The sequence below is a fragment of the Tepidiphilus succinatimandens genome (assembly GCF_006503695.1).
GTDB lineage: Bacteria > Pseudomonadota > Gammaproteobacteria > Burkholderiales > Rhodocyclaceae > Tepidiphilus > Tepidiphilus succinatimandens.
This window is the reverse complement of sequence record NZ_SBIK01000025.1, coordinates 1-15,692: the sequence shown is the minus strand read 5'-3', so window position 1 is coordinate 15,692 and position 15,692 is coordinate 1. Positions and strand designations below refer to the sequence as shown.

The following is a 15,692-nucleotide window of genomic DNA, read 5'->3' as shown; positions in this document are numbered from 1 at the left end:
TAGTACTTCGACAGCACCGTCGTCAGCGCCGCCGTCAGCGTCGTCTTCCCATGGTCCACGTGACCGATCGTGCCCACATTCACGTGCGGCTTCGTGCGCTCAAACTTCGCTTTTGCCATCGTATTTCCCCTTGCAAACGTGATAAAGAAAAACCGCTCACTTCCGGCTGTTGATCACCGCCTCGGCCACTGACTTGGGCGCTTCGGCGTAGTGCTTGAACTCCATCGTATAGGTGGCGCGACCCTGCGTGAGCGAGCGCAGCTGGGTGGCATAGCCGAACATCTCGGCCAGAGGCACCTCGGCGCGGATCGACTTGATCCCTCCGGCAAGGTCTTCCATGCCGAGGATCACACCGCGACGCCCGGAGAGATCGCCCATGACGTTGCCCATGAACTCCTCCGGAGTCTCGACTTCCACCGCCATGATGGGTTCGAGCAGGACCGGATTGGCTTTTTTCATCCCTTCCTTGAAGGCGATGGAACCCGCCATCTTGAAGGCGTTCTCGTTGGAGTCGACTTCGTGGTACGAACCGTCGAAGAGCGTCACCTTGACGTCGACCACCGGGAAGCCGGCGAGCACCCCGCTTTGCAGCGCTTCCTGCACCCCCTTATCGACGGCCGGGATGTATTCGCGGGGCACCACGCCGCCCTTGATGGCGTCGATGAACTCATAGCCCTTGCCCGGTTCGTTCGGCTCGATGCGCAGCCAGACGTGACCGTACTGACCACGACCGCCGGTCTGCTTGACGAACTTGCCTTCCTGCTCGACCGACTTGCGGATGGTCTCGCGGTAGGCCACCTGAGGCGCGCCGACGTTGCACTCGACGTTGAACTCGCGGCGCATGCGATCGACGATGATCTCCAGGTGCAGCTCGCCCATGCCGGAGATGATGGTCTGGCCGGATTCTTCATCGGTGCGCACGCGGAAAGAGGGGTCTTCCATCGCCAGGCGCTGCAGCGCGATCCCCATCTTTTCCTGGTCGCTCTTGGTCTTGGGTTCGACGGCGACGTGGATCACCGGCTCGGGGAAGACCATGGATTCGAGCTTGATCGGGGCGCTCGGATCGCACAAGGTCTCGCCGGTGGTGACTTCTTTCAGTCCCACGGCGGCGGCGATGTCCCCGGCGAGCACTTCCTTGATTTCGTTGCGCTCGTTGGCGTGCATCTGCAGCAGGCGGCCGATGCGCTCTTTTTTGTTCTTGTTGGCGTTGAGCACCGTGTCGCCGGAGTTGAGCGTACCGGAATAGACGCGCAGGAAGGTGAGCTGGCCGACGAAGGGATCGGTCATCAGCTTGAAGGCGAGCGCGCAGAACTTCTCGTCGTCGGCGGCACGGCGCTCGACGACGTTGCCGTCGGGATCGGTCCCCTGCACCGGGGGGATGTCGACCGGAGAGGGCAGGAATTCGATCACGGCATCGAGCATGCGCTGCACGCCCTTGTTCTTGAAGGCCGAGCCGCACAGCATGGGCTGGATCTCGGTGGCGATGGTGCGCAGACGCAACCCCTGGACGATCTTGGCCTCGGGCAGATCGCCGTTTTCGAGGTACTCGTTCATGAGCTCCTCGCTCGCCTCGGCGGCCGCCTCGACCATCTTCTCACGCCACTCCTGCGCCTGATCCTTCAGCTCGGCCGGGATGTCGCGGTATTCGAACTTGGTGCCTTGGGAAGCCTCGTCCCAGATGATCGCCTTCATCTTGATGAGGTCGACCACGCCGGCGAACGAATCCTCGGCACCGATGGGGATCACGATGGGCACGGGGTTCGCCTTGAGGCGGGTGCGCATCTGATCGTAGACCTTGAAGAAATTGGCCCCCTGGCGGTCCATCTTGTTGACGAAGGCCAGGCGCGGCACTTTGTACTTGGTGGCCTGACGCCAGACGGTTTCGGACTGGGGTTGCACGCCGCCTACCGCGCAGTAGACCATGCAGGCCCCGTCGAGCACGCGCATCGAGCGCTCGACTTCGATGGTGAAGTCGACGTGGCCCGGCGTGTCGATGATGTTGAAGCGGTGCTCGGGGAATTGCATGTCCATGCCGCGCCAGAAGCAGGTGGTCGCGGCGGAAGTGATGGTAATGCCCCGCTCTTGTTCCTGCTCCATCCAGTCCATCGTCGCGGCGCCTTCGTGCACTTCGCCGATCTTGTGATTGACCCCGGTGTAGAACAGGATGCGTTCGGTGGTCGTGGTTTTACCGGCGTCGATGTGCGCCGAGATACCGATGTTACGGTAGCGTTCGATGGGTGTTTTGCGTGCCACGTCGTTTTTCCCGCCAAGAGTTCCAGAATGTCGTTCGCCAGAAACACGAAATGCGGGCAAGCCCGGAGAAGGGCTTCCCGCGCAGTGCGCCTGCGATCAGTAACGGTAATGCGCAAACGCCTTGTTGGCCTCGGCCATGCGGTGCACTTCCTCGCGTTTCTTCATGGCCGCGCCGCGCCCTTCGGAGGCTTCGAGCAGCTCGTTGGCCAGGCGCTGCGCCATGGACTTCTCGGAGCGCTTGCGCGCGGCGTCGCGCAGCCAGCGCATCGACAGCGCCAGACGGCGGGAAGGACGCACCTCGACCGGGACCTGGTAGTTGGCCCCGCCCACGCGGCGGCTCTTGACCTCGACCACCGGCTTGACGTTTTCGATTGCGGCAGCGAAGACTTGCACGGGATCTTTGCCCGTCTTGGCGGCGATCGCCTCGAAAGCGCCATAGACGATGCGCTCGGCCACCGACTTCTTGCCGGAGACCATGATGACGTTGATGAATTTGGAGACGTTCTGGTTGCCGAATTTCGGATCCGGCAGAATCTCGCGTTTGGGTACTTCACGACGACGGGGCATTTCGACCTCTCGTGATTTCTAGGTGACGTTTCGAATCGATCAGGCTTTCTTGGGCCGCTTCGCGCCGTATTTCGAACGGGCCTGTTTGCGATCCTTGACGCCCTGCAGATCGAGCGAACCACGGACGATGTGGTAACGCACACCCGGGAGGTCCTTGACCCGACCGCCGCGGATCAGCACGACCGAGTGCTCTTGCAGATTGTGCCCTTCCCCGCCGATGTAAGCGATGACTTCGTAGCCGTTGGTGAGCCGCACCTTGGCGACCTTACGCAGGGCCGAGTTCGGTTTCTTCGGCGTGGTGGTATAAACACGGGTACAAACACCCCGCTTCTGCGGGCAGGATTCCAGTGCAGGGACCTTGCTCTTCTCCCGCACCCGGGTGCGCGGCTTGCGCACGAGCTGGTTGATCGTCGGCATAGTTCGTTCCTTCGTTGGCGATTCGGCGACCCGACTACGATTGGCCGGTTCGATAAACGCGCGATGTTAACTTGAAAAGGGGTGCGCGTCAAGCGCACCCCGTCCGAATCAGGCTTCGGCCTCAGGAGTGGCAGAAGCCGTGGTGATTTGGGCCCAGGCGCTCTCGGCCGACTGCAGCTGGGTGCGCTGACGCCGCGCCCGATGATGCGCCAGACCCGTCCCCGCCGGAATGAGCCGCCCGACGATGACGTTCTCCTTGAGCCCACGCAGCTCGTCGCGCTTGCCCATGATCGCGGCTTCGGTGAGCACCCGGGTGGTCTCCTGGAAGGAGGCCGCCGAGATGAAGGAGTCGGTAGACAGCGACGCCTTGGTGATGCCGAGCAGAACGTTCTCGAAGCGCGCCGGGATCTTGCCCTCTTTCTCCAGGCGGGCGTTTTCGATCAGCACGTCCGAGCGTTCGACCTGCTCCTCGCGCAGGAAGCGGCTGTCGCCCGGATCCGTGATGACGACGCGACGCAGCATCTGCCGCACGATCACCTCGATGTGCTTGTCGTTGATCTTCACACCCTGCAGGCGATAGACGTCCTGCACCTCGTCGATGATGTAGCGCGCGAGTGCCTCGATTCCTTGCAGGCGCAGAATGTCGTGCGGATCGACCGGCCCATCGACGATGATCTCGCCGCGGTTGACCACCTGGCCGTCGTGCACCAGCAGATGCTTTTCCTTGGGAATGAGGAACTCGTGCGTGGTGCCGTCCGGTTCGGTGATGATGAGCCGTTGTTTGCCCTTGGTTTCCTTGCCGAAGGAGACGGTCCCAGTGTATTCGGCAAGCATTCCGGCGTCCTTGGGCGAGCGGGCCTCGAAGAGTTCGGCCACGCGCGGCAGACCACCGGTGATGTCACGCGTCTTGGCCGATTCCTGCGGGATACGGGCGAGCACTTCACCCACGCCCACGTGCTGGCCTTCGCGCACCGTGATGATGGCCCCCACCGGGAAACTGAGGGTGAAGGGATGCTCGGTACCGGGGATGAGCACGTCGTTGCCCGCCTCGTCCTGCAGGCGGATCTGCGGCCGGCCGATCTTGGCGCTGCTGCCGCGCTGCTTGGCGTCGATCACCACCAGGGTGGACAGGCCGGTGACTTCGTCGACCTGCTTGGCGACCGTGACGCCTTCTTCGACGTTGTCGAAACGCACCGTGCCGGCGTATTCGCTGATGATCGGACGGGTGTGCGGATCCCAGGAGGCGAGCTTGACGCCGGCCTTCACCGCCTGTCCGTCATCGACGTGCAGCGTCGCACCATAAGGAACCTTGTGGCGCTCGCGCTCGCGGCCGGCGTCGTCGAGGATCAGCACTTCGGCCGAGCGGGCGATGACGATCTTTTCCCCCCGCTCGTTGACCACGTAGCGCATGTTGGGCGAGAAACGCATCGTGCCGCCCGACTTGGCTTCCACCCCCGAGACTGCGGCCGCCCGCGAGGCGGCCCCGCCCACGTGGAAGGTCCGCATGGTGAGCTGCGTGCCCGGCTCGCCGATCGACTGCGCGGCGATGACGCCGATCGCCTCGCCGACGTTGACCAGCCCGCCGCGGCCGAGGTCGCGCCCGTAGCACTTGGCGCACACCCCGAAGTGAGTGTGGCAGGTGAGCGGGCTGCGTACCTTGACTTCGTCGATCCCCTTCTCGTCGATGAGCGCCACGAGTTTCTCGTCGAGCAGAGTGCCGGCCTCGATGAGCGTGGCCTGCGTGTCGGGATCGATGATGTCGTCGGCGGCCACGCGCCCGAGGATGCGGTCGCGCAGCGGCTCGATGACCTCGCCCCCTTCGATGAGGGCTTTCATCGCGAAGCCTTCGTGCGTGCCGCAGTCGTCTTCGGTGACGACCAGATCCTGCGTGACGTCGACCAGGCGCCGCGTGAGGTAGCCCGAGTTGGCAGTTTTCAGCGCCGTGTCGGCCAGCCCCTTGCGCGCGCCGTGCGTGGAGATGAAGTATTGCAGGACGTTGAGGCCCTCGCGGAAGTTGGTGGTGATGGGCGTCTCGATGATCGAACCGTCGGGTTTGGCCATGAGGCCCCGCATCCCGGCCAGCTGCCGGATCTGAGCAGCGGAACCCCGCGCCCCCGAGTCGGCCATCATGTAGATGGAGTTGAAGGACTCCTGCTCGATCACCTTGCCGTCTTCGGTGACGATCTTCTCCTTGGCGAGCTGCTCCATCATCGCCTTGGCCACCAGATCGGCCGCCCGGCCCCAGATGTCGACCACCTTGTTGTAGCGTTCGGCCGCCGTCACCAGACCCGAGGCGTACTGCTGGGCGATCTCCTTGACCTCTTCCTCGGCCTTGCGGATGATCTCCTCTTTCTGCGGCGGGACGAGCAGGTCCTTGATGGCGATGGAGATGCCGCCGCGGGTGGCGAGCCGATAACCGGTCGTCATCAGCTTGTCGGCGAAGATCACCGTGGCTTTGAGCCCGCAGTTGCGGTAGGCGTGGTTGATGAGCTTGGAGATGGTCTTTTTCTTGAGCGGCTGGTCGATGAGCTCGAACGGCAGGCCGGCAGGCAGGATCTCGGAGAGGATCGCCCGGCCCACGGTGGTCTCGCGCCGCGTGATGCGTTCGACGGGCTCGCCGTCGGGCCCGAGGTCGTACTCCTTGATACGCACGGTGACGCGCGCATGCAGCGATACCTGCCCCATCTCTAAGGCGCGCTTGACTTCGCCCACGTCGGCGAACATCATGCCGCTGCCCTTGGCCACGGCGGATTCGCGCGTGGCGTAATAAAGCCCCAGCACGATGTCCTGCGACGGGACGATGATGGGCTCACCGTTGGCCGGCGAGAGCACGTTGTTGGAGGCGAGCATGAGGGTGCGCGCCTCGAGCTGGGCTTCGAGCGACAGCGGCACGTGCACGGCCATCTGGTCGCCGTCGAAGTCGGCGTTGAACGCCGTACACACCAGCGGGTGCAGCTGGATCGCCTTGCCCTCGATGAGCACCGGCTCGAAGGCCTGGATGCCCAGGCGGTGCAGGGTCGGCGCCCGGTTGAGCAGCACCGGGTGCTCGTAGATCACCTCTTCGAGGATGTCCCAGACCACCGGCTCCTGGTTCTCCACCATCTTCTTGGCCTGCTTGATGGTGGTGGCGTAGCCGAGTTTCTCCAGCCGGTTGAAGATGAAGGGCTTGAAGAGCTCGAGCGCCATGAGCTTGGGCAGGCCGCACTGGTGCAGCTTCAGCTGCGGACCGACGACGATGACCGAACGGCCGGAGTAATCCACCCGCTTGCCGAGCAGGTTCTGGCGGAAACGCCCGCCCTTGCCCTTGATCATGTCGGCGAGCGACTTGAGCGGCCGCTTGTTGGGGCCGGTCATCGCCTTGCCGCGCCGGCCGTTGTCGAGCAGCGAATCGACCGCCTCCTGCAGCATGCGCTTCTCGTTGCACACGATGATGTCGGGTGCCTTGAGTTCGAGCAGGCGCTTGAGTCGGTTGTTACGGTTGATGACGCGGCGGTAGAGATCGTTGAGATCCGAGGTGGCGAAGCGCCCGCCGTCGAGCGGCACGAGCGGACGCAGATCGGGCGGCAGCACGGGCAGCACCTCGAGGATCATCCACTCAGGGCGCATTCCGGTCTTGTTGAAGGCTTCCAGCACCTTGAGCCGCTTGCTGATCTTCTTGATCTTGGCATCCGAGCCGGTGGTTTCGAGCTCGCCGCGCAGCTTCTCGATCTCGCGCTTGATGTCGAGCGTGCGCAGGAGTTCGCGGATGGCCTCGGCCCCCATCATGGCCACGAAATCGTCGCCGTACTCCTCGAAGGCCGCGTGGTATTGCTCTTCGGTCATGAGCTGGCCGCGGTTGAGCGGCGTGAGCCCCGGCTCGATGACGACGTAGGCCTCGAAGTAGAGGATGCGCTCGATGTCGCGCAGCGTCATGTCGAGCACCAGCCCGAGGCGGCTCGGCAGGCTCTTCAGGAACCAGATGTGAGAGACGGGCGATGCGAGCTCGATGTGCCCCATACGCTCGCGGCGAACGCGCGACACGGTCACCTCGACGCCGCACTTCTCGCAGATCACGCCGCGGTACTTGAGCCGCTTGTACTTGCCGCACAGGCACTCGTAGTCCTTGATCGGGCCGAAGATCTTGGCGCAGAAGAGGCCGTCGCGCTCGGGCTTGAAGGTGCGGTAGTTGATGGTCTCGGGCTTCTTGACTTCGCCATAGGACCACGAGCGGATCTTCTCCGGCGAAGCGAGCCGGATGGTGATCGCATCGAACTCGTTTTCCTGCGGCAGCGACTGTTTGAACAGATCGGCGAGCAAGCTAGTCATGGATGAATTCTCCTGGCGGAATAGAGCCGCCTGATCAATAGCGTTCCAGATCGATGTCGAGCGCGAGCGAGCGGATTTCCTTCAACAGCACGTTGAAGGATTCGGGCATGCCGGCGATGATGCGGTGCTCGCCCTTGACGATGCTCTCGTAGACCTTGGTGCGGCCGACCACGTCGTCGGACTTGACGGTGAGCATCTCTTGCAGGGTGTATGCCGCGCCGTAGGCTTCCAGCGCCCAGACCTCCATCTCGCCGAAGCGCTGGCCGCCGAACTGCGCCTTGCCGCCGAGCGGCTGCTGCGTCACCAGCGAGTACGGACCGGTGGAGCGCGCGTGCATCTTGTCGTCGACGAGGTGGTGCAGCTTCAGCATGTGCTTGTAGCCCACCGTGACGGGGCGCTCGAAAGGTTCGCCCGTCTGGCCGTCGTAGAGCGTGACCTGCTCGGTTCCCTCGATGCCGGCGAGCCGGAACATGGCGGCGATGTCCTCTTCCGCCGCCCCCTCGAAAACGGGCGAGGCAAAAGGCACGCCTTTTTCGAGGTTGCGCGCCATCTCGAGGAGTTCCTCGTCGCTGAGCTCGCCGAGCGCCTCGCTGTGGCCGCGCTCGTTGTAGATTTTCTCGAGGAAGTCGCGCACTTCCTGCACCGCCGCCTGACGGCGCAGCATCTCGCCGATGCGCTCGCCCAGCGCCCGGGCGGCACGGCCGAGATGGGTTTCGAGGATCTGGCCGATGTTCATGCGCGAGGGCACGCCCAAGGGGTTCAGGACGATGTCGACGGGGCGCCCGTCGGCCATGAACGGCATGTCCTCGACCGGAACGATCTTGGAGACCACGCCTTTGTTGCCGTGACGGCCGGCCATCTTGTCGCCAGGCTGCAGACGGCGCTTGACGGCGAGATAGACTTTGACCATCTTGAGCACACCCGGGGGCAGCTCGTCGCCCTGGGTGAGCTTGCGCCGCTTGTGCTCGAAGGCTTCGTCGAAGGCCTTGCGCATTTTCTCCAGGCCCTCGCGCACGGCTTCGAGCTGGGCAGCGAGCGTCTCGTCCTCAACGCGGATGTCGAACCACTGATGCGGTTCGATCGCATCGAGATAGGCCTCGTCGATCACGCTGCCTTTGGCCAGACGCTTGGGACCGCCGTTGGCCTTCTGGCCGACGAGCAGACGGCGCACGCGCTGGAAGGCATCGCGCTCGAAGATGCGCATCTGGTCGTTGAGGTCCTTGCGATAGGCCCGCAACTGGTCGTCGATGATGGACTGCGCCCGCTTGTCGCGCTCGATGCCTTCGCGGGTGAAAACGAGCACGTCGATGACGGTGCCGCTCATGCCGGTGGGCACGCGCAGCGAGGAGTCCTTCACGTCGGAAGCTTTCTCGCCGAAGATCGCCCGCAGCAGTTTTTCTTCCGGCGTGAGCTGGGCTTCGCCCTTGGGCGTGACCTTACCCACCAGCACGTCGCCCGCCTTGACCTCGGCGCCGATGTGGATGATGCCGGATTCGTCGAGCCGGCCAAGCTGCGCTTCGCCAAGGGAGGCGATGTCGCGTGTGATCTCCTCGGGTCCGAGCTTGGTGTCGCGCGCCACGACCGTGAGCTCCTCGATGTGGATCGAGGTGAAGCGATCCTCGGCCACCACGCGCTCGGAGATGAGGATGGAGTCCTCGAAGTTGTAGCCGTTCCAGGGCATGAAGGCCACGAGCACGTTCTGCCCCAGGGCGAGCTCACCGAGGTCGGTAGAGGCACCGTCGGCGATGATGTCGCCGGAAGCGATCACGTCGCCCTTGCGCACGATGGGCCGCTGGCTGATGTTGGTGTTCTGGTTGGAGCGCGTGAATTTGGTGAGGTTGTAGATGTCGACCCCGACTTCGCCCGGAGAGGTTTCGTCGTCATGCACGCGCACGACGATGCGCTTGGCGTCGACGTAATCGACCACGCCGCCGCGGCGCGCGCGCACGACCGTGCCGGAGTCGGCCGCGGCGATGCGCTCCATGCCGGTACCCACCAGGGGTTTTTCCGGGCGCAGGCAGGGTACGGCCTGGCGCTGCATGTTCGCGCCCATGAGCGCCCGGTTGGCGTCGTCGTGCTCGAGGAAGGGGATGAGAGAGGCAGCCACCGAGACGATCTGCTGCGGCGCCACGTCCATCAACTGCACCTGCTCCGGCGGCACCATGACGAATTCGCCTCTCTGCCGGCAGGAGACGAGTGCACCGGTGAGCCGGCCTTCGGCGTCGACTTCCGAGTTCGCCTGGGCGATGACGTAGGAACCTTCCTCGATGGCCGACATATAGACCACTTCATTGGTGACCCGCCCGTCGATCACCTTGCGGTACGGCGTCTCGATGAAGCCGTACTTGTTGGTTCGGGCATAGACCGCCAGCGAGTTGATGAGGCCGATGTTGGGGCCTTCTGGGGTCTCGATCGGGCACAGGCGCCCATAGTGGGTGGGGTGGACGTCGCGCACTTCGAACCCTGCGCGCTCGCGCGTCAAACCGCCGGGGCCGAGCGCCGAGACGCGCCGCTTGTGCGTGATCTCGGAGAGCGGGTTCGTCTGGTCCATGAACTGGGAGAGCTGGCTCGAACCGAAGAACTCCTTGATTGCCGCCGAGATCGGCTTGGCATTGATGAGGTCGTGCGGCATGAGGTTTTCGGCCTCGGCCTGCACCAGACGCTCCTTGACGGCGCGCTCGACTCGGGCGAGCCCGGCACGGAACTGGTTCTCCGCCAGTTCCCCGACGCAGCGCACGCGACGGTTGCCGAGGTGGTCGATGTCGTCGACCTCGCCGTGACCATTGCGCAGCTCGACGAGGAGCGCGATCACGGCGATGAGGTCTTCATTGTCCAGCGTCCCCTTGCCCTCTGCACCCCTGGGACCGACACGCTCGAAGAAACGCTTGATCCAGTCGGGCGAATTGGGATCGAGCTGCTCGAGCGGCGGATAGGCGCGGCTGTTGAACTTCATGCGCCCCACCGCCGAGAGATCGTAGCGATCGGGCGAATAGAAGAGTCCCTGGAAGAGGTTTTCGACCGCCTCCTCGGTGGGCGGCTCGCCGGGGCGCATCATGCGGTAGATCGCCACCTTGGCCGACCAGGCGTCGGTGGTGTCGTCCAGCCGCAGGGTCTGGGAGATATAGGGGCCGCGGTCGAGGTCGTTGACGAGCAGTGTCTGGAATCCCTTGAGTGAGGACTGACGCAGGCGCTCGACCACCTCTTCGGTGATCTCGTCGTTGGCGTGCGCGATGATCTCGCCGGTTTCAGGGTCGACCAGTTCCCGCGCGATGATGCGCCCCAGCAGGAATTCGTCGTCGACCTCCACTTCCTCGATGCCCGCGCGCTTGAGATCGCGCACGTTCTTGGCATTGATGCGCTTGTCTTTGGCAATGATGACATTGCCCTCGGCGTCGCGAATCTCGAAGCGCGCGATCTCACCCTTGAGCCGTTCGGGCACGATGCGGTAGAAGAAGCGGCCGTTTTCGATGCGGAAGTCTTCGAAATCGTGGAAGGTCTCGAGGATCTGTTCCGTGGTCATGCCGATGGCGCGCAGCAGCACCGTGACCGGCATCTTGCGCCGCCGGTCGATGCGGAAGTAGAGGCAGTCCTTCGGGTCGAACTCGAAGTCGATCCAGGAGCCACGGTAGGGGATGATGCGCGCCGAGAAAAGGAGCTTGCCGGAGGAGTGGGTCTTGCCCTTGTCGTGCTCGAAGAAGACGCCGGGCGAGCGGTGCAGTTGCGAGACGATGACGCGTTCGGTTCCGTTGATGATGAAAGAGCCGTTCTCGGTCATGAGCGGGATCTCGCCCATGAACACTTCCTGCTCCTTCACTTCCTTGACCGTTTCGTAGTTGGTGGCCCGGTCGAGCAGCACCAGGCGCACGCGCGCGCGCAGCGGAACGCAGTACGTGAGCCCTCGCAGCTGGCATTCCTTGACGTCGAACACCGGTTCGCCAAGGAAATATTGGACGAATTCGAGGCGGGCGTTGCCGGTGACGCTGACGATGGGGAAAATGGACTGGAACGCGGCCTGCAGCCCCTTGTTTTCACGCTGCTCGGGCGGCACCCCGAGCTGAAGGAATTCGGCGTAGGAATCGACCTGGGTAGCCAGCAAAAACGGGACATCCAAAATGGGCTTGCGCTTGGCAAAGCTCTTGCGGATGCGTTTCCTTTCGGTGTAAGAGTACGCCATGAGTGCTCCAGGCAATGTCGGACGTGGGGGAGAAAACGGGACTCAGCCCGCCAGCGACGGGCTCGGTGCCGTTTTCTCGAGGCACAAGCGCGAAAAGGCTGACGCCCAAGGGGCGCCAGCCTCCAGCACGGCTTCGAGGCGATTACTTGATTTCGACCTTGGCACCGGCGGCTTCGAGCTCTTTCTTGAGTTTTTCGGCTTCGTCTTTGGAGATACCTTCCTTGACGGGCTTGGGCGCACCGTCGACGAGATCCTTGGCTTCCTTGAGGCCAAGGCCCGTGGCCGCGCGCACGATCTTGATGACCTCGACTTTCTTCGCGCCGGCTTCTTGCAGGATCACGTCGAACTCGGTCTTCTCTTCGGCAGCCGGCGCGGCAGCGGCGCCGCCAGCGGCCGGAGCAGCCGCCACGGCCACGGCGGCCGCGGCGGAGACGCCGAATTTCTCTTCCATCGCCTTGATGAGCTCGGAGAGTTCGAGCACCGACATGCTGGCGATCGCGTCGAGGATTTCTTCTTTCGTCAAAGCCATGATTCACTCCTGATAGGTTTCGCCCGGGAGGCAAAAGGGTTACGAAGGGGTCAAGCGGTCTCTTTCGCGTCGCGCACCGCGGCGAGCGTGCGCACGAACTTGCTGGGCACCTCGTTGAGCGTGCGCACGAACTTGGCGATCGGCGCCTGCAGCGTACCGACCAAGGTGGCGAGCAGCTCTTCGCGGCTCGGCATGGACGCCAGGGCTTTCACTCCCGCCGCATCGAGCGGGTAGTTGGGCATGGCGCCGCCCTTGATCACGAGCTTTTCGGCGTCTTTCGCAAAGTCGAACAACACCTTGGCGCAGGCCACCGGATCCTTGGCGATGCCATAGATCAGGGGGCCGACGAGGCGATCGGCAAGGCACTCGAAGGGAGTGCCAGCGAGCGCCCGGCGCACCAGGGTGTTCTTCAGCACGCGCAGGTAAACGCCGGATTGGCGTGCCCGCTTGCGCAGCTCGGTGATTTGCGCGACTTCGAGACCACGGTACTCGGCGACGATGATCGCCCCCGCCCCGGCCACCTGGGCCGCGACTTCGGCGACTATCGCCTTCTTCTCGTCGAGATTGAGTCCCACGGTCTACTCCTACGGTTACTGCACCCCGTTTCCGGGATGCGCCACGGCGACCTTCATCAGGAGCGGTTCCGGCAAACCGGAAAGTTCCTGCTTCGGGTGACGCCATCTGCGCTGGGCGCATCGCAACGATGCGTTTGAGGCGAAAACCCCCAGCGGTCTTTGACAACCCGCCGCGACGGCGAACCGCCGCGACGGCCCAAAGTTCTTTTTTACGCCTGCACGGCCGAGGCCGGGTCGACCTTGATGCCCACCCCCATGGTGCTCGAGACGGCGAGCTTGCGCAGGTAGGATCCTTTCACCGCCGCCGGCTTGGCCTTCAGGAGGGCATCGACGAGCGCCTTGGCGTTCTGCTCGAGCGCCTCCACGGCAAAGGAGGCGCGCCCGATGGAGGCGTGCACGATGCCGTATTTGTCGGTGCGGAACTGAACTTGGCCCGCCTTGGCATTCTTCACTGCGGTGGCGACGTCGGGCGTGACGGTACCGACTTTCGGGTTGGGCATGAGCCCGCGCGGACCGAGGATCTGGCCGAGCTGGCCGACCACACGCATGGCGTCGGGCGAGGCGATGCACACGTCGAAGTCGATCTTGCCCGCTTTGACCTGTTCGGCGAGATCTTCCATGCCGACGAGATCGGCTCCGGCGGCCTTGGCTTCCTCGGCCTTGGGCCCTTGGGCGAAGACGGCCACGCGCACCGACTTGCCGGTCCCGGCGGGCAGCACGACGGCGCCGCGCACCACCTGGTCGGATTTGCGCGGATCGACGCCCAGATTGACGGCGATGTCGATCGACTCGTCGAACTTGGCCAGCGCCGTCTCCTTGGCAAGCGCGAGCGCCTCGCCCAGGGCATAAGCGCGGTTGCGGTCGACTTTTTCCTTCAGGGCGCGCATGCGTTTGCTGAGCTTGGCCATGTCACACCCCCTCCACGGTCACGCCCATGCTGCGCGCGGAACCGGCGATGGTACGCACCGCCGCGTCCATGTCCGCCGCGGTGAGGTCCGGCATCTTGGTCTTGGCAATCTCTTCGAGCTGGGCCCGAGTGATCTTGCCGACCTTGTCGACGTGCGGCTTGGCCGAACCCTTCTGGATGCCGACGGCCTTCTTGATGAGGATGGTGGCCGGCGGGGTCTTCAAGATGAACGTGAAGGACTTGTCCGAATAGGCGGTGATGATCACCGGAATCGGCAAGCCCGGCTCCATGCCCTGCGTGCGGGCGTTGAAGGCCTTGCAGAATTCCATGATGTTGAGGCCGCGCTGGCCGAGCGCGGGGCCGATCGGGGGGCTGGGGTTGGCCTTGCCCGCCGGCACTTGCAGTTTGATATAGCCGACGATTTTCTTCGCCATGAATGAGACTCCAGATGTGAGTGCGAACGCCGCCCGTTACGGCGGCTCCTCGGGGTGCGGCTGCGCCGCGATCTCTCAGGTCTTCTCGACCTGAGAAAATTCCAGTTGAACCGGGGTGGCGCGGCCGAAGATGGTCACGGCCACCGTCAGGCGGCTGCGATCGTAGTCCACCTCTTCCACCGTGCCCATGAAATCCGCAAAAGGCCCTTCTTTGATGCGCACCACCTCGCCCGGCTCGAAGACGATGCGCGGACGCGGTTTCTCGCCGCCCTCCTGCATCTGCTGCAGGATTTTCTCGACGTCGCGCTCGGGGATGGGGGCAGGCTTGGTGGGCGTACCGCCGACGAACCCGGACACCTTGGGCAAGGATCTGACCAGATGCCAGGTGTCGTCGTTCATCTCCATTTCGACGAGCACGTAGCCGGGATAGAACTTGCGCTCGGTCTCGGTCTTCTGGCCGGATCGCATCTCGACGACTTTTTCCACGGGCACGAGGATGCGGCCAAAGAGGTCTTCCATGCCGGCGCGCTTGATCCGCTCCTGCAGGGCCTTTTGCACCTGTTTTTCATAGCCCGCATGGGCCTGTACGACATACCAGCGCTTGGCCATCACTTCCACCCGAGGATCAAGTCGTACAAGACCCACTCCAGGGTCTTGTCGGTCAGCCACAAGAAAAGCGCCATCGTCGTGACGAAGGCAAACACGACCAACGTGGATTGGATCGTCTCCTTGCGCGACGGCCAGGCGACCTTACGCACCTCGGCGAGCGTACCGCGCCAGAACTCGAGGAAACGCGCCCCCGCAGGAGTGGCGAAAAGCACGACGGCGGCCGCGGCGAGCGTACCAGCGATGACGACCGCGGCCCGAGCGACGAGCGGCCATTCGCCGAAAACGTAGTAGCCGGCAATGCCGACCGCAAGCAGCAGCAGCGCGATCAGATATTTGAGACGATCCATGGATCCGGGTTGTCCGTCGAAGAAATGATGGCAGGGGCAGAGGGAATCGAACCCCCAACCTTCGGTTTTGGAGACCGACGCTCTGCCAATTGAGCTATGCCCCTGCGGCCGCCGGAACGAATCCCGGCGGGGTTAAGACCGGATACTTACTCGATGATCTTGGAGACGACGCCGGCACCGACGGTGCGGCCGCCTTCACGGATGGCGAAGCGCAAGCCTTCTTCCATCGCGATCGGGGCGATCAGCTTCACTTCCAGCTTCACGTTGTCACCCGGCATCACCATCTCCACCCCTTCGGGCAGCTTGATCGCGCCGGTGACGTCCGTGGTACGGAAGTAGAACTGCGGCCGGTAGTTGCTGAAAAACGGCGTGTGACGCCCGCCTTCTTCCTTGGAGAGCACGTACACTTCGCACTCGAAGTGCGTGTGCGGCGTGATCGTCCCGGGCTTGGCGAGCACCTGACCGCGCTCGACGTCTTCGCGCTTGGTGCCGCGCAGCAGCACCCCGACGTTGTCGCCCGCCTGCCCCTGGTCGAGGAGCTTGCGGAACATTTCCACGCCCGTGACCGTGGTCTT

13 protein-coding genes and 1 tRNA gene are annotated in these 15,692 nt (G+C 63.8%); all 14 read right to left on the bottom strand.

Annotated elements, in window-relative coordinates:
• Positions 1 to 119 (bottom strand): GTP-binding protein (locus tag EPD82_RS11605; RefSeq protein ID WP_141056683.1); only part of this gene is annotated, 119 nt, incomplete at its 3' end.
• 37 nt (positions 120 to 156) lie between these two features.
• Positions 157 to 2,253: an elongation factor G gene (gene fusA, locus EPD82_RS11600; protein ID WP_055424380.1), complete on the bottom strand. Its 2,097-nt coding sequence runs from the start codon at positions 2,251 to 2,253 to the stop codon at positions 157 to 159.
• A gap of 96 nt (positions 2,254 to 2,349) precedes the next feature.
• A complete protein-coding gene (gene rpsG, locus EPD82_RS11595) occupies positions 2,350 to 2,820 on the bottom strand; it encodes a 30S ribosomal protein S7 (protein WP_055424381.1) in 471 nt (156 codons plus the stop codon).
• A 39-nt stretch (positions 2,821 to 2,859) separates the two neighbouring features.
• Positions 2,860 to 3,237 carry a 30S ribosomal protein S12 gene (gene rpsL, locus EPD82_RS11590; RefSeq protein WP_028873837.1) on the bottom strand — a complete coding sequence of 126 codons (378 nt, stop codon included), beginning with the start codon at positions 3,235 to 3,237 and terminating at the stop codon, positions 2,860 to 2,862.
• A gap of 108 nt (positions 3,238 to 3,345) precedes the next feature.
• A complete protein-coding gene (gene rpoC / locus EPD82_RS11585; RefSeq protein WP_141056732.1) occupies positions 3,346 to 7,542 on the bottom strand; it encodes a DNA-directed RNA polymerase subunit beta' in 4,197 nt (1,398 codons plus the stop codon).
• 34 nt (positions 7,543 to 7,576) lie between these two features.
• Complete coding sequence (rpoB, locus tag EPD82_RS11580) at positions 7,577 to 11,716, bottom strand: DNA-directed RNA polymerase subunit beta (RefSeq protein WP_141056731.1); 4,140 nt, start codon at positions 11,714 to 11,716, stop codon at positions 7,577 to 7,579.
• A gap of 142 nt (positions 11,717 to 11,858) precedes the next feature.
• Positions 11,859 to 12,245 carry a 50S ribosomal protein L7/L12 gene (gene rplL / locus EPD82_RS11575; RefSeq protein WP_055424384.1) on the bottom strand — a complete coding sequence of 129 codons (387 nt, stop codon included), beginning with the start codon at positions 12,243 to 12,245 and terminating at the stop codon, positions 11,859 to 11,861.
• 50 nt (positions 12,246 to 12,295) lie between these two features.
• Positions 12,296 to 12,820, bottom strand: a complete 525-nt coding sequence (rplJ, locus tag EPD82_RS11570; RefSeq protein WP_055424385.1) for a 50S ribosomal protein L10 — start codon at positions 12,818 to 12,820, stop codon at positions 12,296 to 12,298.
• Positions 12,821 to 13,029: 209 nt separating this feature from the next.
• Positions 13,030 to 13,728, bottom strand: coding sequence for a 50S ribosomal protein L1 (gene rplA, locus EPD82_RS11565; protein ID WP_055424386.1), 699 nt, complete (start codon positions 13,726 to 13,728; stop codon positions 13,030 to 13,032).
• A 1-nt stretch (position 13,729) separates the two neighbouring features.
• A complete protein-coding gene (rplK, locus tag EPD82_RS11560) occupies positions 13,730 to 14,161 on the bottom strand; it encodes a 50S ribosomal protein L11 (protein ID WP_055424387.1) in 432 nt (143 codons plus the stop codon).
• A 75-nt stretch (positions 14,162 to 14,236) separates the two neighbouring features.
• Positions 14,237 to 14,770, bottom strand: a complete 534-nt coding sequence (gene nusG, locus EPD82_RS11555; RefSeq protein WP_141056730.1) for a transcription termination/antitermination protein NusG — start codon at positions 14,768 to 14,770, stop codon at positions 14,237 to 14,239.
• Complete coding sequence (secE, locus tag EPD82_RS11550) at positions 14,770 to 15,117, bottom strand: preprotein translocase subunit SecE (protein WP_141056729.1); 348 nt, start codon at positions 15,115 to 15,117, stop codon at positions 14,770 to 14,772. Before secE ends, nusG begins: the two co-directional genes overlap by 1 nt.
• A 28-nt stretch (positions 15,118 to 15,145) precedes the next feature.
• A tRNA-Trp gene (locus EPD82_RS11545) sits at positions 15,146 to 15,221 on the bottom strand.
• Positions 15,222 to 15,263: 42 nt separating this feature from the next.
• Positions 15,264 to 15,692: EF-Tu C-terminal domain-related protein (locus EPD82_RS11540; RefSeq protein WP_240803296.1), on the bottom strand; the 429-nt coding region annotated here is incomplete at its 5' end.